Annotated in this window: 14 protein-coding genes; 5 read left to right on the top strand and 9 right to left on the bottom strand. The window is 61.4% G+C overall.

All coding sequences use genetic code 11. From position 1 onward, the window contains the following. Positions 1-6: 6 nt before the first annotated feature. The 6 genes from PVV54_RS14405 to gcl form a co-directional block, all read right to left on the bottom strand. Positions 7-1,782 (bottom strand): GMC family oxidoreductase, encoded by a 1,776-nt coding sequence (locus PVV54_RS14405; RefSeq protein ID WP_446731467.1) that lies wholly within the window; start codon positions 1,780-1,782, stop codon positions 7-9. Beyond that, positions 1,782-2,528, bottom strand: coding sequence for a gluconate 2-dehydrogenase subunit 3 family protein (locus PVV54_RS14400; protein ID WP_274905895.1), 747 nt, complete (start codon positions 2,526-2,528; stop codon positions 1,782-1,784). The genes PVV54_RS14405 and PVV54_RS14400 overlap by 1 nt, the downstream gene beginning before the upstream one ends. Positions 2,529-2,714: 186 nt before the next feature. Then, positions 2,715-3,362: a GntR family transcriptional regulator gene (locus PVV54_RS14395; protein ID WP_274905894.1), complete on the bottom strand. Its 648-nt coding sequence runs from the start codon at positions 3,360-3,362 to the stop codon at positions 2,715-2,717. A gap of 164 nt (positions 3,363-3,526) precedes the next feature. Then, entirely contained in the window at positions 3,527-4,420 is an 894-nt protein-coding gene (locus tag PVV54_RS14390; protein ID WP_274905893.1) for a 2-hydroxy-3-oxopropionate reductase, read from the bottom strand. Between the two features lie 39 nt (positions 4,421-4,459). Next, positions 4,460-5,242: a hydroxypyruvate isomerase gene (gene hyi, locus PVV54_RS14385; protein ID WP_274905892.1), complete on the bottom strand. Its 783-nt coding sequence runs from the start codon at positions 5,240-5,242 to the stop codon at positions 4,460-4,462. Between the two features lie 10 nt (positions 5,243-5,252). Continuing rightward, complete coding sequence (gene gcl, locus PVV54_RS14380) at positions 5,253-7,034, bottom strand: glyoxylate carboligase (protein WP_274905891.1); 1,782 nt, start codon at positions 7,032-7,034, stop codon at positions 5,253-5,255. 113 nt (positions 7,035-7,147) lie between these two features. On the opposite strand from gcl, the gene PVV54_RS14375 reads away from it, so the two are divergent. Both PVV54_RS14375 and PVV54_RS14370 read left to right on the top strand, forming a co-directional pair. Then, positions 7,148-8,065: a LysR family transcriptional regulator gene (locus tag PVV54_RS14375; protein WP_274905890.1), complete on the top strand. Its 918-nt coding sequence runs from the start codon at positions 7,148-7,150 to the stop codon at positions 8,063-8,065. 64 nt (positions 8,066-8,129) lie between these two features. Next, positions 8,130-9,797 (top strand): NAD-dependent malic enzyme, encoded by a 1,668-nt coding sequence (locus PVV54_RS14370; RefSeq protein ID WP_274905889.1) that lies wholly within the window; start codon positions 8,130-8,132, stop codon positions 9,795-9,797. Between the two features lie 129 nt (positions 9,798-9,926). On the opposite strand, the gene PVV54_RS14365 is transcribed toward PVV54_RS14370, so the two are convergent. The 3 genes from PVV54_RS14365 to PVV54_RS14355 all read right to left on the bottom strand — a co-directional run bounded on the left by PVV54_RS14365 (position 9,927) and on the right by PVV54_RS14355 (position 13,364). Further along, positions 9,927-10,691 (bottom strand): 2-keto-4-pentenoate hydratase, encoded by a 765-nt coding sequence (locus PVV54_RS14365; RefSeq protein ID WP_274905888.1) that lies wholly within the window; start codon positions 10,689-10,691, stop codon positions 9,927-9,929. 49 nt (positions 10,692-10,740) lie between these two features. After that, entirely contained in the window at positions 10,741-12,039 is a 1,299-nt protein-coding gene (locus tag PVV54_RS14360) for an MFS transporter (RefSeq protein ID WP_274905887.1), read from the bottom strand. A gap of 113 nt (positions 12,040-12,152) precedes the next feature. After that, positions 12,153-13,364: a pyridoxal-phosphate-dependent aminotransferase family protein gene (locus PVV54_RS14355; protein ID WP_274905886.1), complete on the bottom strand. Its 1,212-nt coding sequence runs from the start codon at positions 13,362-13,364 to the stop codon at positions 12,153-12,155. 153 nt (positions 13,365-13,517) lie between these two features. Between PVV54_RS14355 and PVV54_RS14350 the strand changes: the two genes are divergently transcribed. The 3 genes from PVV54_RS14350 to PVV54_RS14340 all read left to right on the top strand — a co-directional run bounded on the left by PVV54_RS14350 (position 13,518) and on the right by PVV54_RS14340 (position 17,748). After that, positions 13,518-14,252, top strand: a complete 735-nt coding sequence (locus tag PVV54_RS14350; RefSeq protein WP_274905885.1) for a GntR family transcriptional regulator — start codon at positions 13,518-13,520, stop codon at positions 14,250-14,252. Between the two features lie 2 nt (positions 14,253-14,254). After that, positions 14,255-15,487, top strand: coding sequence for a glycine hydroxymethyltransferase (locus tag PVV54_RS14345; protein ID WP_274905884.1), 1,233 nt, complete (start codon positions 14,255-14,257; stop codon positions 15,485-15,487). A gap of 89 nt (positions 15,488-15,576) precedes the next feature. After that, a complete protein-coding gene (locus tag PVV54_RS14340) occupies positions 15,577-17,748 on the top strand; it encodes a malate synthase G (RefSeq protein WP_274905883.1) in 2,172 nt (723 codons plus the stop codon). The last annotated feature ends 104 nt before the right edge of the window (positions 17,749-17,852 follow it).

The raw sequence follows: 17,852 nt of genomic DNA, 5'->3' as shown, positions 1-17,852 counted from the left end.
GGCTCCTCATGCCTGCACCAGAGGGCCCGGGGCGCCCAGGTACTTTTCGCGGATGGCCTTCGCCGACCAGTACGCCAGGGCACCGACCATGCCAGTCGGGTTGTAGCCATTGTTCTGGGGGAATGCGCATGCGCCCATGACGAAGACATTCGAGACATCCCAGGACTGCAGGTAGCGGTTCACCGCACTGGTCTTGGGGCTGTCGCCCATGATGGCGCCACCGCAGGTGTGGGTGCTCTGGTAGCGGGTGGTGTTGTAGTGCTCGCCAGGTTTCTTCGCGTCGGCTGAGATCGCCAGCGGGTTGAGGCTGCGGGCCATTTCCTCGAGTTTGCCGACCATGTACTGGTTGGCTTTGATCTCGTTCTCCTTCCAGTCGAAGGTCATGCGCAGCATCGGACGGCCGAATGCATCCTTGTAGGTCGGGTCGAGGTCGAGGTAGCAGTCTTGATAGGCCATGTTGGCCCCTTGCACTTCCCAGTAGAACTGGTGGCGGAAGTTGTCCTGTGCCGCTTTTTTCCAGCCACTGCCCCATTTCGGACTGCCGGGCGGTAGGCTGATCCCGCGCACCGGCCCGCCACCGGGCTGGCGTGCCCACAACACACTGCCGCCCAGGTAGCCGAGCTTGGCGTTGTCGATCTGGTTGCCGTTGAAGTCGTCGATGACCTGGCCGGCTCCGCCGATGCCGATGAATGGGTTGCCCTGGATGCTCTTGTCGAAGAACAGCGTCATGCGCGTGAGGTTCTGGTAGGTGTAGTTTTTCCCCACGACGCCCTCACCGGTGACCGGATCGTAGGGTTTGCCGATGCCGGAAAGCAGCATCAGATGCACGTTCAGGTAAGAGAAAGCGGCAAGGATTACCAAATCAGCAGGCTGGGTTTGCTCATGGCCTGACGCGTCCAGGTAGGTCACGCCGGTAGCCTTTTTCTTGTCGCTGTCCAGGTTGACCTGGAGCACTTGCGAGTTGGGCCGCAGTTCGAAGTTCTTGCGCTGGCGCAGCACCGGCAGGATGCACGCGTTGGGACTGGCCTTGGAGTAGTTCAGGCAGCCGTAATCGCTGCAGAAACCGCAGAAGTTGCATGGGCCCAGCTGGCATCCGTAGGGGTTCTTGTACGGCCCCGAAGCATTCGATGCGGGAATCGGGTAGGGGTGGTAGCCAAAATTGTTGGCGGCCTTGGCGAACATTTTGCCGCCCAGGTAATCCGGGTTGGCGGCCAATGGAAAGTGCCGGCTGCGCGAGCCTTCGAAAGGGTTGCCGCCCGCAACGGGGAGGCCATTGATGATGCCGGCTTGCCCTGCGGTGCCGCACACCTGCTCGAAGTGATTGAAGTGTGGCTCCAGGTCTTCATAGGTGACCGGGAAGTCCTGGATGGTCATTTCCTTGGGGATGAACGCCTTACCATAGCGGCTCTCGTAGTTCGAGCGCAGGTTCAAATCTTCCGGCAGTGCGCGGAAGTGGCAGCCTGACCAGTGGGTGCCCGCACCGCCCACGCCATCGCCGGGCTTGAAGGAACCCATCTGCCGGTAGGGCACCGCGCGCTGGGCCATGTTGTGGCGAATGGTCAGGGTCTCTTTGCTCAGGCTCTGCAGGTATTTGCGGTGTACCGACCCCGCGAGTTCGTCATTGACCTTCGGGTAGACGAAATCCGGGTAGGTATCCCGATCGGCGCCTCGCTCGAGGGCAACCACCTTGAGGCCGGCATCGGTCAGTTCCTTCGCCAGGATCGCGCCAGTCCACCCCATGCCCACGATGACGGCATCGACTTTTTCTTGAATTGCCATGATTAACCTCGACGACCGGACATGCTGACAGGGGGCAACGGATAGGGCTTCGATGTTTGATCGACCCAGTCCATGTAATCGGCGCGCACGCCGGGGTAACCCACCAGCTTCCAGCCCACCATGTCCTTGTTGCCGCCGTACTGAGGATCAGAGAAGAAGCCGTACAAGGTTTCGTTCAGCAGGTGGGTGAAAAACACCTTGCCCGGAACACCTTCGGTCTTGATCTCGCCAGCTTCGAGTTTTTTCAGGATGTCGTCCTGATCGTTGGTCGCGAGTGCTGCGAAGGGTTTTCCAGCACGTTCTTTTTTGCACCAAGCGTCCAGTGCCGAGATACCGACACGCAGGATGTCACGCGGTGGGAGTTTGCCTTGGTAGCCGAACTCCGGGCTGGCTTCGTAGTAGGGGCCTTGCAGGTACCAGATGTCACCGGCGGCGTAGCTGCTCTGCATGTGTCGATCGATGAATTCGGGGACACCGGCCTCGACCGCGCCTGCGCCGAGTTCGTCTTGCGGGATCAGCCGCGCGCAGGCCGCGAGGATGAATGCCCATTCGAGTTCGTTGAAAAATACCGGTGAGTAGGCGGTGCTGCTGTCAGGATTGGCTGCTGGCCGCTGAGCTTGCTCGGCGGGTGCTGCATCGACCAGCCCGGGCAGTTGCGTGGCAACCACGGTGAGAGGGATCAAGGTCAAGGTCTTTTTGAAGAACGTTCGCCTCGATTCGTAGGGTTTTTCTTGGTCTTGTTGGCTCACGGATGGCCTCTCAGGCAGTGATAGGAGTGGGCGACCGCTAGGTCACTTCGGTATTTTGCATTCAAAATATAAAATGCGTCTAGACCTGAGGGCAGCCGAATCCTGCGCACGGAGGTCGATCAGGCCTGTGCGAAGGAGGAGGGGCGTAAGGGCAGGGCTGACGGAGCGTCAGCCCGGGGTTAGCCTTCAGTTGCGCTGAAGGCCACCGGCATCGAGGATATGACTGCGCAGGATGGCACTGAGCCGTTCGCCATCGCGCTGTTCAAGTGCTTCAATCATGTCTTCATGATCGTGAATGGCGCGCTCCCACTTCACATCGGTGCGGTTGGAGCGGTAGCGGACGGCCTGGATCCTCTGGTTGAGCGTGAGGTAGGTCTTGCGCAGGGTTTCGTTGCGCGCGGCCTGGCTTATGGCGTCGTGGATAGCGGCGTTCTTTTCGAAGTACAACGACAGGTCATTGCTGGCCTTGGCCTGGAGCATCTGGTAGTGCAGTGATCGGATCGCCTGGATTTCGCTATCGGTGATCCGCTCGCAGGCCAGCAGGCCGCTGAAGGCTTCGATGCCGCTCATGAGCTCGAACATTTCGCGGGTCTCGACGTCGCTCATTTGAGCAACGCGTGCACCGCGATTCGGCCTGAGTTCGATGAGGCCCTCCATGGCGAGGACTTTCAATGCCTCGCGCAACGGGGTGCGGGAAATGCCAAGCACTTCGCAGAGTTCGCGCTCGTTGATTTTGATCCCGGGTTTTAACGTGCCTTCGATGACAAACCGGCGCAAATGATCGAGTACGGTGTCATGCAAATGCATCCGCTCGATTTTTGCCAGTTCACCCAAGTGTGAAACACCTGAAGACATAACCTACCTCAGCCAAGATTGATCCACGCCGGCACGCCAGGCGGGCGTCAATTTTAGCAGGAGTCAGGCCGCAGGTCGCAAGTTACATATTGTTCATCGGTGTTCGCCCATCGCGGATTAATCCGCGATGGGCCGGTACAGGTTTACTTGTCGTCGCGAATCGAGAAGTTTGCCATGTGCTCCAGGCCTTTGATCAGCGCCGAGTGGTCCCAGTTGCCGCCGCCCAGGGCCTGGCAGGTGTTGAACACTTGCTGGGCGTTGGAGGTGTTCGGCAGGTTGATGCCCAGTTCCTTGGCGCCCTGCAGGGCCAGGTTGAGGTCCTTCTGGTGCAGGTTGATGCGGAAGCCTGGGTCGAAGGTGCCCTTGATCATGCGCTCGGCATGCACTTCGAGGATCTTCGACGAAGCGAAGCCGCCCATCAGCGCTTCACGTACCTTGGCCGGATCGGCGCCGTTCTTGGCGGCGAACAGCAGGGCTTCGGCAACGGCCTGGATGTTCAGCGCAACGATAATCTGGTTGGCGACCTTGGCGGTCTGGCCGTCGCCATTGCCACCCACGCGGGTGATGTTCTTGCCCATGGCTTCGAACAGCGGCAGGGTGCGCTCGAAGGCTTTCGGGCAGCCACCGACCATGATGCTCAGGGTCGCGGCCTTGGCACCAACTTCGCCACCGGACACCGGGGCGTCCAGATAGGCGGCGCCGGTGGCCTTGATCTTCTCGGCAAACGCTTTGGTGGCGGTAGGGGAGATCGAGCTCATGTCGATCACGATCTTGTTCGGGCCCACGCCTTCGGCGACGCCGTTTTCACCGAACAGCACGCTTTCCACCTGCGGGGTGTCGGGCACCATGACGATGATGAATTCCGCTTCCTGGGCCACTTCCTTCGGGTTGGCCAGGGCCACGGCGCCGCCGTCGATCAGGTCGGCCGGGGCGGCGTCGTGGTGGGTGGAGACGAAGATGCTGTGACCTGCTTTTTGCAGGTTTTGGGCCATGGGTTTGCCCATGATGCCGGTGCCGAGGAAGCCGATTTTAGCCATGAGATTTTTGCCTCTTTGTAATTGTTCGGTGTTCAGCAATCAAATTGCATTGTGGGTCTTCAGCCAGCCTAGGCCTGCCTCGGTGGTGGTCTTGGGCTTGTACTCCGCGCCCACCCAGCCCTGGTAGCCGATACGGTCCAGGTGCTCGAACAGGAAGCGATAGTTGATCTCGCCGGTGCCCGGCTCGTGGCGGCCCGGGTTGTCGGCCAGCTGCACGTGGTTGATCAGCGCCAGGTTGGTTTCCAGGCTGCGCGCCAGGTCACCTTCCATGATCTGCATGTGATAGATGTCGTACTGCAGGAACAGGTTGTCGCTGCCCACCTCGGCCTGGATTTCCAGCGCCTGTTGAGTGGTGTTCAGGTAGAAACCCGGAATGTCGCGGGTGTTGATCATTTCCATGACCAGGCGAATACCGGCGGCCTTGAGCTTGTCGGCGGCGTAGCGCAGGTTCTCGACGAAGGTCTTGCGCACGGTGGCGCAGTCCGGGCCTTGCGGGCGGATGCCGGCCAGGGCATTGACCTGAGTGTTGCCCAGCACCTTGGCGTACTCGATGGCCTTGTCGACCCCGGCGCGGAATTCTTCGATGCGGTCAGGGTGGCAGGTGATGCCGCGCTCACCTTTGGCCCAGTCGCCGGCCGGCAGGTTGAACAGCACCTGGGTCAGGCCGTTGGCGTCGAGCTGCTGTTTGATTTCAGTGGCGCTGAAATCGTACGGGAAGAGGTATTCGACACCGCTGAAACCGGCGTCGGCGGCAGCCTTGAAGCGGGCCAGGAAGTCCTGTTCGGTGAACAGCATGGACAGGTTGGCAGCGAAGCGCGGCATAGGTTTCTCCTCACAGTCCTTGGACAGGCAGAATAGAAGTGGGGGCATCTTCAGCCGTTGTGGCGAGCGGCTCGAATTCGTTGACCGCGTTGATCTCCGTACCCATCGAAATATTGGTGACCCGCTCGAGAATCACCTCCACGACCACGGGCACCCGGAAGGTTTCTGCCATTCGTTGTGCTTCACGCAGTGCCGGCGCGATTTCGAAGGGCTCGAACACACGGATGGCTTTGCAGCCCAGGCCTTCGACCACGGCGACGTGATCGACACCGTAGGTGGCGGCGTCGGTGGCGTTGATGTTCTCAAACGCGAGTTGAACGCAGTAATCCATGTCGAAGCCACGCTGAGCCTGGCGGATCAGGCCGAGGTAGGCGTTGTTCACCAGCACGTGGACGTACGGCAGGTTGAACTGCGCGCCTACTGCCAGCTCTTCGATCATGAACTGGAAGTCGTAGTCACCGGACAGCGCGACGACCTTGCGCTTTGGATCAGCCTTGACCACACCGAGGGCGGCAGGGATGGTCCAGCCCAGCGGGCCGGCCTGGCCGCAGTTGATCCAGTGGCGTGGCTTGTACACGTGCAGGAACTGCGCACCGGCGATCTGCGACAGGCCGATGGTGCTGACGTAGCAGGTGTCTTTGCCGAACACCTGGTTCATCTCTTCGTACACGCGCTGCGGCTTGACCGGCACGTTGTCGAAGTGGGTCTTGCGCTGCAGGGTCGCCTTGCGCTCCTGGCAGTCAGCCAGCCAGGCCTTGCGGCACTTGAGTTTGCCAGCGGCTTTCCACTCGCGGGCGACTTCCAGGAACACATCCAGCGCCTTGCCGGCATCGGAAACGATACCCAGGTCCGGGGTGAACACGCGGCCGATCTGGGTCGGTTCGATGTCGACGTGCACGAACTTGCGGCCTTCGGTGTAGACGTCAACGGAGCCTGTGTGGCGGTTGGCCCAACGGTTGCCGATACCGAACACCAGGTCGGATTTGAGCATCGTGGCGTTGCCGTAGCGGTGCGAGGTCTGCAGGCCGACCATGCCGACCATCAGTTCGTGGTCATCCGGGATGGTACCCCAGCCCATCAGGGTTGGCACCACCGGCACGCCGGTCAGTTCGGCGAACTCGACCAGCTTGTCGCTGGCGTCGGCGTTGATGATGCCGCCACCGGCCACCAGCAGTGGGCGCTCGGCGTCATTGAGCAGGGCCAGGGCTTTTTCGGCCTGGATGCGGGTAGCGGACGGCTTGTTGATAGCCAGCGGCTCGTAGGCGTCGATGTCGAATTCGATCTCGGCCATCTGCACGTCGAACGGCAGGTCGATCAGCACCGGGCCTGGGCGGCCGCTGCGCATTTCATAGAAGGCCTTCTGGAAGGCGTAAGGCACCTGGCCCGGTTCCAGAACCGTGGTTGCCCACTTGGTGACCGGCTTGACGATGCTGGTGATGTCGACCGCCTGGAAGTCTTCCTTGTGCAGGCGGGCGCGTGGCGCCTGGCCGGTGATGCACAGAATCGGGATGGAGTCGGCCGAGGCGCTGTACAGGCCGGTGACCATGTCGGTGCCGGCCGGGCCGGAGGTGCCGATGCACACGCCGATGTTGCCCGGGTTGGCGCGGGTGTAGCCCTCGGCCATGTGCGAGGCACCTTCGACGTGGCGAGCGAGGACGTGATCGATGCCTCCCACCGACTTCATTGCTGCATAGAAGGGGTTGATCGCTGCGCCCGGAATCCCGAATGCAACGTCCACACCCTCGCGGCGCAATACCTGCACGGCCGCTTCGATCGCTCTGATTTTCGCCATGAATGCTCTCCTGACACTAGGTCGATATTTTTCTTATTGAGTGGCAGCATGGAGCAGCGAATGGGCTTGTTGAAGGCCAGAAAATTAGATTCTGTCGATACCTGAGGTATGGAATGGGCCGCTATGTCGAGTTACAGAGTTTTGTGCAGGTCGCGCAAAAAGGCAGTTTTGCGGCGGCGGCGTTGATTGAAGGGGTGACGCCGGCAATCCTCGGGCGGCGCCTGGACAGCCTTGAAAAACGCCTGGGTGTGAAGCTCATGCACCGGTCTACCCGGGGGCTGAAACTGACGGCGTTGGGTGAGCAGTTGCTGGAGCGGGCGACCCGGCTGCTGCTGGATTTCGATGATCTGGAGGCGGCGATCTGCAGCAGCGCGTCCCTGGTCAAAGGCAGCCTGCAGATCTCCGCACCGGCAGCCTTCGGGCGTGTGCATGTGGCCCCGCATGCGCTGGAGTTCCAGCGTCGCTTTCCCAACGTGAAGCTGGCGTTCAACCTTACCGACAGCGTCGTGGATCTGGTCAGTGAGGGGTACGACCTGAGCATCCGTATTGGTGAAGTGCGCGACCCCAACTACGTCGCGGTCAAACTCTTCCCCAACAAGCGGGTGGTGTGTGGCACACCGGCGTATTTTGCCCGGCATGGCCGGCCGCAGACCTTGGAAGACCTCGCGGACCACAATTGCCTGGCCTTCACCCTGCAAGGTGGCCAGCAGCGTGGTTGGACGTTCATGCGCGACGGTCGGCCGGTGGCGATGAAGGTCAGTGGCAACCTGGCCTGCAATGACGGGGAACTGCTGGCGGCGTGGATGCAGCAAGGGGTTGGCATCGGTTGGCGGTCGACGTGGGAGATCCAGGCGGAGCTGGACGCTGGCACGTTGGTCACGGTACTCGATGAATTCGCACTGCCTGATTACGACATCCAGGCGGTCTGGCCACAACAGCGTCATTTGCCGGCCAAGGTCCGGTTCTTTGTCGACTACCTGAAAGAGGTCTACAACGTGCCCGGTTATTGGGAAGGCACAAACATCCCCTGAATTGCATTTCATCTCGTTGCCGGTATATTGAATTCAAAATACAACAACCAACGAGGTCTCCGTCATGCCGTCAGAACGTCGTCCACTGCCCGTCAAATTCCGTGGCCCTGCGCTGCTGGAAACGCCGCTGCTGAACAAAGGCACGGCATTTACCCAGCACGAACGCGAGGCATTTGGTTTGCAGGGGCTGCTGCCCGCACAAGTGGAAACGCTGGAGCAACAGGTTGCACGAGCCTATCGCCAGTTCAGCGAAGCGCCCGGCCCGCTGGAAAAGCACGTTTACCTGCGCTCGGTGCAGGACCGCAACGAAACGCTGTTCTACAAGCTGGTGGAGTCGCACCTCGAAGAGATGCTGCCGATCATCTACACACCGACCGTGGGCAAGGCGTGCCAGGAGTTCTCCAGGATCTACCGCAGTCATCGGGGTGTGTTCATTTCCTATGAGGAGCGCGATCAGATCGACGCGATGTTGGCCAACGTCACCAAGGACAACGTCAAAGTCATTGTGGTCAGCGATTGCGAACGTATCCTCGGCCTGGGTGACCAAGGTGTTGGCGGCATGGGTATTCCGATCGGCAAGCTGTCGCTGTACACCGCCTGTGGCGGGATCAGCCCGGCCTACACCTTGCCGATCGTGCTGGATGTCGGCACCGAGAACCCGGCCTTGCTTGAAGACCCCGAGTACCTTGGGCTGAAGCAGCCAAGGGTGCGTGGCCAGCAATACGATGATTTCCTTGAAGCTTTCGTGGCGGCCGTGCAGCGGCGCTGGCCGGGTGTGCTGCTGCAGTTCGAGGACTTTGCCTTGGCGAACGCGATGCCGCTACTGGAGCGTTACCGCGACCAGCTTTGCTGCTTCAACGACGACATTCAGGGCACCGCAGCGGTCACGGTCGGCACCTTGCTGGCGGCCTGCCGGATCAAGGGTGAAACGCTGTCGCAGCAAACCATCGCCTTTGTCGGGGCGGGTTCCGCCGGGTGTGGTATCGCCGAGCAGATCATCCAGGCGATGGTCGAGGAGGGGCTCAGCGATGCCCAGGCGCGCAGCCAGGTGTTCCTGCTCAACAGCAAAGGCTTGTTGACCGACCGCCAGCAGGGCCTGTATCCGTTCCAGACCCGACTTGCCCATGCCACGGCCTCGCTGTCGCAATGGCAATTCGCATCGGACTGGCCGGACTTGCAGGAAGTGGTGAGCAATGCGCGTCCCACGGTATTGATCGGGGTTTCGGGCAAAGCGGGGTTGTTCACCCAATCGATTATTCAGACGCTGTACCAAGGGTGCCGCCAGCCCATCATCATGCCGCTGTCCAACCCGACTTCGCAGATTGAAGCGCAACCGGCCGACCTGCTCCAGTGGACCGAAGGTCACGCATTGATCGCCACCGGCAGCCCGTTCCAGCCCGTGGAGTGGGCGGGGCGGTCCTACAAGATTGCCCAATGCAACAACTCTTACATCTTCCCGGGTATCGGCCTGGGGGTGATCGTCAGCCAAGCCTCCCGGGTGACCGAGCGCATGTTGATGGCCTCGGCCAGGGCGCTGGCGCAGAGTGCACAAGCAGGCGAGATGTTGCCGCCGATGGGCGATGTGCAGGCCGTGAGCAAGGCGATCGCACTGGCTGTCGCGCTGGCGGCGCAGGAAGATGGCGTTGCGTCGGAGCAGTCAGAGGATGCGCTGCGTGAAGCGATTGACGAGATGTTCTGGGAGCCGCGCTACCGGTCCTATCAAACAGCCTGAGGGTTGTTGAATGGTTCACCCCCGGCCCCGATTTTTCGGGGCCTTTCTTTTCGCCTCATGCCCGTGGGGAATCGTCCAGGTGTAAAAAAGCCAGGTCGAGCACCTGGCTTTCGAGGGTGCCGCGCGCTGTCAGGTCAGAGACAGCGACACCGGTGGCATGCCGCTGATCTCGCCTTTGAGCTCACCCGCCGCCTTGGCGAAATACATCCCGGTGAACGACCCGGTGGTAATGACAAAGTCCTTGGGCAATGTCTTGCCATTGCGGGTGTGATGGTTGACCAGCCACGTCAGCAACCGGCGAGGATCGCCTGCCGGATTGGCCGCGGGCCCTGGCACGATGCTTTCGTCATTGAACGTCAGTGCGAGCGTTGGTTGGGCAAACGGAAAATCGTCCCGGTAAGGCACGAATTCACCCACCACCAAGGCGCCATGGTTGAGCAAGTCGGCCAGTTGCGTCAGTGGCTCGACTTTCGGGAAGGCCGCGAACCGGCTGGAGACGATCTCGATGGTCGCGGCCATTTCGCCAATTCCGGCGTGGACTTCCGCTTCGCTGTAATCCTCGTCACGCGGCGTGAAGTCATGCTTGAAGCGGAACGCGATTTCAAGCTCAAGGCCCACAGGCGCGTAGTCGGCACGGGCAAATGCGCTACCAGGCGCATGCAGGCATTGCGCAGGCAAGGGCGAGCCCTGCACCGGGCCAGTCGGGGATTTCGAGCCGATCTTCCAACCGCCGGCCTCGATGCCTCGCAAACTGAAAATCGCCTGCTGGGTTTGATAGGCGTCGGCGAAGTCCTTCGGATACAGGCCGTGATCGAGTTCGCCCAACGGGCTGCGCTCACGTTGGGCGTTGACGAGCAGTTGCGCCAGATGCGCAGAAGGGGCTGCGGTATTCAAGGTGTCGCTCCTTAATCAAGGCCGCGCCCGAAGGCGCGGCGACAGGTTGTCACTTGCTGATGGCTGGTGCCGGCTGCGGGTCTTCAGCCGATGCCACGGGTGCCTTTGCATACTCGAACTTGTTTTGCGGCTTCATGCGGAACGACAGCGCCACGCCAATGGCGAGCAACGCAATACTGACCAGGAACGGTAGCTGCCAGTTGTGGAACTTGTCGATCAGCATGCCGGCCGCCACCGGGCTGATGATGGCCGCCATCGCCGAACCGGTATTCATCATGCCGGAGGCGGTGCCGGAATGATCCGGGGCGATATCCATGGGGATGGCCCACATCGGGCCGATGGTCATTTCCGAGAAGAAGAAGCCGATGGCCAGGCAGGCCAGGGAAATGTGGATGTCGGTGGTGAACATCAGCGGCACCAGCGACAGCAGCGTCAAGCTGAGGCAGATCGAAACCATCAGGCTGCGCGCCTTGTTCAGGTTCTTGGTCCGCGCGTAGATGCGGTCGCTGACGATACCGCCGAGGGTATCGCCGACCACACCGCCGAAGAACACGGCGGAGGCGAAGATGGCGGTGCCTTTCAGGTCCAGGCCCAGGTTCATGAAGTACATCGGTACCCAGCTCAGCAGTAGCCACAGGGTCCAGCCGTAGCAGAAGTAGACGATGGTCACCGGCGCCATGCGCTTGAACAGGCGCCCCCAGGGCAGCGGGTCCTTGTTCTTGACCTTGGGGGCCGGCAGCGAATCCAGTTCCTGCTGGGATATGCGCGGATGGTTCTTCGGCAGTTCGGTGAACACCAGCGCCCATAGCGCAACCCAGATGAAACTGATGACCGCACACACGTAGAACGACTCGCGCCAGCCGTAGGTGGCCATGATCGCGATCATCGCGGCAGGTGCCAGGGCATTGCCCAGCCGTGCGAACGCATGGGTGATGCCTTGCGCAAAACCGCGTTTCTCCTTGGGTACCCAGCGCGACATTGCCGCAGTGGCGGCAGGGAAGGTGGCGCCTTCACCCAGGCCCAACAGGATCCGGGCGATGATCAGCGAGACGAAGCCACCGGCCAGGCCCGTCATCACGGTGGCCGCGGCCCAGATGATGCCGCATACCACCAGCGTGCGCTTGGCGCCGAAGCGGTCGCTGACCCAGCCTCCGATGATCTGAAACACCAGGTAGGGGTAGGCAAAAGCCGAAAAGACGATGCCGATTTCGGTCTTGCTCAGCCCGAACTCGGGACCGAAGCCGACAGCGGCAGTGCTGACGTTGACCCGGTCGAGGTAGGTGATGAAATACATGGCGCACAGCATGAACAACACCACCGTGGTGGGTCGCAGACGGAAAAACCTCATGTTCTATCTCCAATTTCTTATTGTTCCCGCGGACGATGCGGGGATTCGGGATAGTTCTCGTCACTCAAGGCGCTGCGGCAGGGACCGTAGCGCCCAATCAAGCGTTTTTCACATCACTCGCGACGCAGCGGGACCGATTGCCCTCCCAGGTAGTCCATGGCCGCCAGCACGCCGCTGGACTGCAGTTTCACGCCGGCCAGTTGCAGGCCCATTTCGCAGCCGGTGAGGGTGGCCATCAGGGTCAGGTCGTTGCAGTCGCCCAGGTGGCCAATGCGGAACATACGGCCTTTCATCTTGCCCAGGCCCGTGCCCAGCGACATGTCGAAGCGCTCGTAGATCACCTTGCGCACGGCGTCGGCATCGATGCCTTCTGGCGTCATCACGCCGGTCAGTACCGGGCTGTACACGCTTGGGTCGGCGCACTGGATGTCCAGGCCCCAGGCATTGACCGCCGTGCGGCAGGCCTGCGCCAGGCGGTTGTGGCGCTCGAAGACATTCTCCAGCCCTTCGCCAAGGATCATCTCCAGTGCTTCGTTCAGGCCGTACAGCAGGTTGGTGTTCGGCGTGTAGGGCCAGTAGCCGGTCTTGTTCATTTCCACGATTTCATCCCAGCCCCAGAAGCTGCGCGGCAGGGTGGCGCGCTTGCTGGCTTCGATGGCTTTGGGGGACAGGGCGTTGAAGCTGATGCCCGGCGGCAGCATCAGGCCTTTCTGCGAGCCGGAGACGGTGACATCCACGCCCCATTCGTCATGCCGGTAATCGGCCGAAGCCAGGCCGGAAATGGTGTCGACCAGCAACAGCGCCGGGTGGCCGGCGGCATCGATGGCCTTGCGCACCGAGGCGATGTCCGAGGTGACGCCGGTGCTGGTTTCGTTGTGCACCACGCACACCGCCTTGATGCGCTGCGCGCTGTCTGCCCGCAGGTGAGCCTCGATCATGGCGGCATCGACACCGCCACGCCAGCCTTCGATGCCCGGGCGCCCGAGGAACTGTGGCTTGAGGCCAAGGCTCAAGGCCATCTTCTGCCACAAGGTGGCGAAGTGGCCGGTTTCGAACATCAGCACTTCGTCGCCTGCACTCAGGGTGTTGCACAGCGCCGCTTCCCAGGCACCGGTACCGGACGCCGGGTAGATGACCACGGGATGAACGGTTTTGAAGATCTTCTTGATGCCGTCGAGCACCTTCAGGCCCAGCTCACCGAACTCGGGGCCGCGATGGTCGATGGTGGGGTAGCTCATGGCCCGCAGGATGCGGTCCGGGACAGGGCTGGGACCAGGGATCTGCAGGAAGTGACGGCCGGCCGGGTGGAAATCGAGCTTCAACATGGGTGACTCCTTTTTGTTTTTGTATTTTGAATGCAAAATACGATAGCGCGACCGTTGCCTGTGTCAAGCCTCGAAAATGGGCTAGAGTCTCCAGTATCTGCGGTGGTTTTCGAATAAGAGTGTGCTTTCAAGCGCTTACGATGAGGATTTTGAATGCAAAATAATACTGAGCTGAACGCGTCAGCCAAACCTCTCCTGATGCCCAGGCTTGAACGTCAGCGGCTGCACGAGACGGTGATAGAGCACTTGCGCAGCTTCATTACCGAAGGTGTGCTGAAGGCTGGCCAGAAACTCAATGAGCGCGAGTTGTGCGACACCCTCGGCATTTCCCGCACGCCCTTGCGCGAAGCGTTGAAGGTGCTGGCGATGGAAGGGCTGATCGAGATCAACCCGAACCGTGGCGCCAGCGTCGCGCGGCTGTCGGAGCAGGAAATCCGCGAGACCTTCGAGCTGATGAGCGGGATCGAAGCCTTTGCTGGCGAGCTGGCTTGCGAGCGCATCACCGAGCGGGAACTGGACGAAATCAAGGCGCTGCACAACGCCATGGTGGTCAGCAAGAACCAGAACGATTTGCCGGGCTATTACCACCGCAACCGCTCGATCCATGACTTGATCAACCTGGCCGCGCGCAATTCGGCCCTGCGCCAGATGTACCTGTCGTTGAACCGGCGTATTCATGCCTTGCGCTTCCGCTCCAACCAGCAAGCGCCCAAATGGGATCGAGCGTTGCGCGATCACGAAGAAATGATCGTGGCGTTGCACGCGCGGGACGGCAAACGGCTCAGTCATATCCTGCGCCATCACCTGCTGGAAAAGCGCGATGCGGTCTTGCTTCTGGTACGCGAGGATGCCGAGCAACTGCCGTCGAATCTTCGGCAGGAGGCGTGAGCATGGCACGCAGTATCGATGAATTGCTGGGCGCCTGCGCAGCGCGATTGCCTCAACTCACATCGAAGCGGCTGATGTTGTACGCCGGGGCCAACCTGCCCAGTGCCCGGGCAATGGCCGCCTATAACCCGGCGCTGAGTGCCTACCCGGCGATGGGGCCGGCATACGAAAAGGAACAGCCGGAGACCGAACTGGTCAGTGAGCTGGAAGACTACACAAGCCAGGCTGCGATGCGCTTGTTCAAGGCCGCCTGGGCAGAGGTGCGCCTGCCCAGTTGCACCCTGGCCAACCTCGCGGTGTTTCATGCGTACTGCCAGCCGGGTGACCGGGTGCTGGCGCCGGCAGCCGAACACGGTGGCCATCTGAGCCAACGTCGTGGCGGCACGGCCGCGCTGGCGGGGCTCGTGATCGAGGATCTGCCGTTTGACCGTGCCACCTGCCAACTGGATACGGCGCGCGCGGTCGAGCAGGTGGCGCGTGTGCGGCCAAAGTTGGTGGTGCTGGGCCGCAGCATCATGGTCAAGGCCGACGACATTGCCCCGGTCGTGGCGGCGGCACGTGCAGTCGGGGCCAGGACGCTGTTCGACGCGTCCCATGTGCTGGGCCTGATTGCCGGTGGTGCCTATCCCAACCCGTTCGACGCCGGTGTCGACCTGATCAGCAGTTCCACCTACAAGACGCTGCCCGGCCGGCCCCAAGGGCTGGTACTGGGCCGCAACCCGCAAGACGCCAAGGCGCTGCGCACCTTGCTGGATTCACGGATGCTCGCCAACTACGACGCGGGCCGCCTGCCATCCCTGGCTGTTACCCTCAGCGAAGCCTTGGAGGATGACGGCGCGTACGCCCGCAGCATCGTCAGCAACAGCGAGGCCCTTCATCGCGCCCTACTGGCAACCGGGTTACCGGTGATCGCTGCCGAAGGGCAGCAAGTACACACTCACCAACTGCTGCTGCCATTGTCCGGCGGTGACGATCCCCGGTCCGGGATGCAGGCGGTGCAAGCCAGCGGCGTATTGATCGGCACCTGCGTTGATCCCACCCAAGCCGGCCACCACGCCTTGCGCCTGGGCACCCAGTTCATTACCCGGCAAGGCCTGGGCTGTGCCCAGATGACGGAAGTGGCCCGGTTGCTTGCCCAGGTGTTGCAGGCCGACGGCCAGGGTCGCTTGCGGGTACAGCACGGCCTCGCAAAAGCGCAGGTGCAGGCCAGCATCCAACGGTTGATGAAAATTTGAATATTGAATTCAAAATGCATAATGAGTGACACTGACGCCTCACCAACAATAAGAGATTCGCCTTTGAAAGGGCGGAAGCGAGGAGCGTCATGAGCGATTTTATGCGTAAAGGCCGTTTGACCGTCGCCCCACAGTTGCTGCAGTTCATCGAGGACGACCTGCTGCCGGGCACCGGTGTACAGAGCAGCCACTTCTGGAGCGCATTCGACCACCTGGTGCACGACCTCGCACCGCTCAATCGCGGCCTGCTGGACAAGCGCGAACTGCTGCAGGCCAAGGTGGATGCCTGGCACCGTGCCCACCCGGGCCCATTGCGCGACAAGGCGGCGTACAGAACCTTCCTGCAATCCATCGGCTACCTGCAGCCGGTGCGCGCAGCGGTTGCGGTACGCACTGCCAATGTCGACCGTGAAATCGCGACCCTGGCTGGCCCGCAACTGGTCGTGCCGGTGATGAATGCCCGCTATGCGCTGAACGCCGCGAACGCCCGATGGGGCTCGTTGTATGACGCGCTGTACGGCACGGACGTAATCCCCGATGAAGGCCCGGCGGCCAGGCAATCGGGCTTCAACCCGGCTCGCGCCCAACAAGTCGTGGCGTTTGCCCGCGCGTTTCTTGACAGCAGCGTGCCGCTGGCCTCGGGCAGCCATGCCGATGCCACGTGCTATCGTGTCGCAGACGGTCAGTTGCGCGTTACCCTGGCTAGCGGCGTGACCACGGGCCTTGCAAACCCTCAGCAGTGGGTGGGCCTGCAAGGCGAGGCCAGCGCGCCGAGCGCGGTTTTGCTGGTCAACCATGGCCTGCACATTGAGATTCACATCGACGGCACCACCGCCATCGGCCGCCAGGATGCCGCGTACATCAAGGATGTGGTGCTGGAGGCCGCCCTGACCACCATCATGGACTGTGAAGATTCCGTTGCCGCCGTGGACGCCACCGACAAGGTCTCGGTTTACCGCAACTGGCTGGGGTTGATGAGAGGGGACCTGAGTGAAACCCTGGAAAAAGACGGCCGCACCGTCATTCGCCGGTTGAACCCGGCGCGCCACTGGTTGCGTGCCGACGGCAGCACCTTGTCGTTGCCCGGTTGCGCATTGATGCTGGTGCGCAATGTCGGCCACCTGATGACGACGCCTGCGCTGCTCGACAGCGATGGCCAGGAAGTGCCTGAAGGCATTGTCGACGCCGTCATCACCAGTTTGGCGGCGATGCATGACCTGGAGCACCGTCGCAATTCCCGCCTTGGCAGCGTCTATATCGTCAAGCCGAAGATGCACGGCCCTGAGGAAGTGGCCTTCACCACCCAGTTGTTCGGCCGCGTCGAAGCGATGCTGGGTATGCCGGTCAACACCCTGAAAATGGGCATCATGGACGAAGAGCGGCGCACCACGCTCAACCTCAAGGCCTGCATTGCCCAGGCCACTGAGCGTCTGGTGTTCATCAATACCGGCTTCCTCGACCGCACTGGCGATGAAATGCATACGCTGATGGAAGCCGGCCCGATGCTGCGCAAGGGCGACATGAAGGCCAGCCGTTGGCTCAAAGCCTATGAGCGCAACAACGTGCTGGTCGGCCTTGAGTGCCAACTGCAGGGCCGTGCCCAGATCGGCAAAGGCATGTGGGCAATGCCCGATCTGATGCACGCGATGGTTGAACAGAAGGTCGTCCACCCGCAAGCTGGCGCAACCACCGCCTGGGTGCCTTCACCGACGGCGGCCACCCTGCATGCCATGCACTATCACCAGGTGGACGTTGCTGCGGTGCAAGCCGGGATTTTGGAGCAGGCAGATGCCACGGAATCATTGCGGCTGCAGGACGAACTGCTGGAAATCCCTCTGGGTGACGCCAGTGTCTGGTCGCCAGAGGCGATTGCCGAGGAACTGGACAACAACGCACAGGGCTTGCTGGGCTATGTGGTGCGCTGGGTTGACCAGGGCATCGGGTGCTCCAAAGTGCCGGATATCCATGACATCGGCTTGATGGAGGACCGCGCCACGTTGCGGATTTCCAGCCAGCACATGGCCAACTGGCTGCACCATGGCGTGGTCGACCAGGCGCAGGTGATGTCGGCGTTGAAACGCATGGCTGTCGTTGTGGATGAACAGAACGCCAGCGATCCGCTGTATCGGTCAATGTCGGCGGACTACGACGCCTCTCTGGCATTCGCTGCCGCCCGCTCGCTTGTGTTCGAGGGGACGCGCCAACCGAACGGTTATACCGAACCACTGCTGCACCATTTCAGACAGTTGTATAAGGCTTGAATTTTATCCGGACGGGCATCTTTGAAAGACTACCCACAGCAAATAAGTCTATCCCTGTTTCAGGGGTAGCTGAAAACCCTTTTTTCAGCAGCTTGTAGGACCGA

The sequence above is a fragment of the Pseudomonas sp. PSKL.D1 genome (genome assembly GCF_028898945.1).
Taxonomy (GTDB): domain Bacteria; phylum Pseudomonadota; class Gammaproteobacteria; order Pseudomonadales; family Pseudomonadaceae; genus Aquipseudomonas.
This window is presented reverse-complemented; position numbering and strand designations above follow the sequence as displayed.

Coding starts and splice junctions, on each gene's coding strand:
- PVV54_RS14390 (WP_274905893.1), bottom strand. CDS start 4,420: ATGGCTAAAATCGGCTTCCTCGGCACCGGCATCATGGGCAAACCCATG.
- hyi (WP_274905892.1), bottom strand. CDS start 5,242: ATGCCGCGCTTCGCTGCCAACCTGTCCATGCTGTTCACCGAACAGGAC.
- gcl (WP_274905891.1), bottom strand. CDS start 7,034: ATGGCGAAAATCAGAGCGATCGAAGCGGCCGTGCAGGTATTGCGCCGC.
- PVV54_RS14375 (WP_274905890.1), top strand. CDS start 7,148: ATGGGCCGCTATGTCGAGTTACAGAGTTTTGTGCAGGTCGCGCAAAAA.
- PVV54_RS14370 (WP_274905889.1), top strand. CDS start 8,130: ATGCCGTCAGAACGTCGTCCACTGCCCGTCAAATTCCGTGGCCCTGCG.
- PVV54_RS14360 (WP_274905887.1), bottom strand. CDS start 12,039: ATGAGGTTTTTCCGTCTGCGACCCACCACGGTGGTGTTGTTCATGCTG.
- PVV54_RS14355 (WP_274905886.1), bottom strand. CDS start 13,364: ATGTTGAAGCTCGATTTCCACCCGGCCGGCCGTCACTTCCTGCAGATC.
- PVV54_RS14350 (WP_274905885.1), top strand. CDS start 13,518: ATGCAAAATAATACTGAGCTGAACGCGTCAGCCAAACCTCTCCTGATG.
- PVV54_RS14345 (WP_274905884.1), top strand. CDS start 14,255: ATGGCACGCAGTATCGATGAATTGCTGGGCGCCTGCGCAGCGCGATTG.
- PVV54_RS14340 (WP_274905883.1), top strand. CDS start 15,577: ATGAGCGATTTTATGCGTAAAGGCCGTTTGACCGTCGCCCCACAGTTG.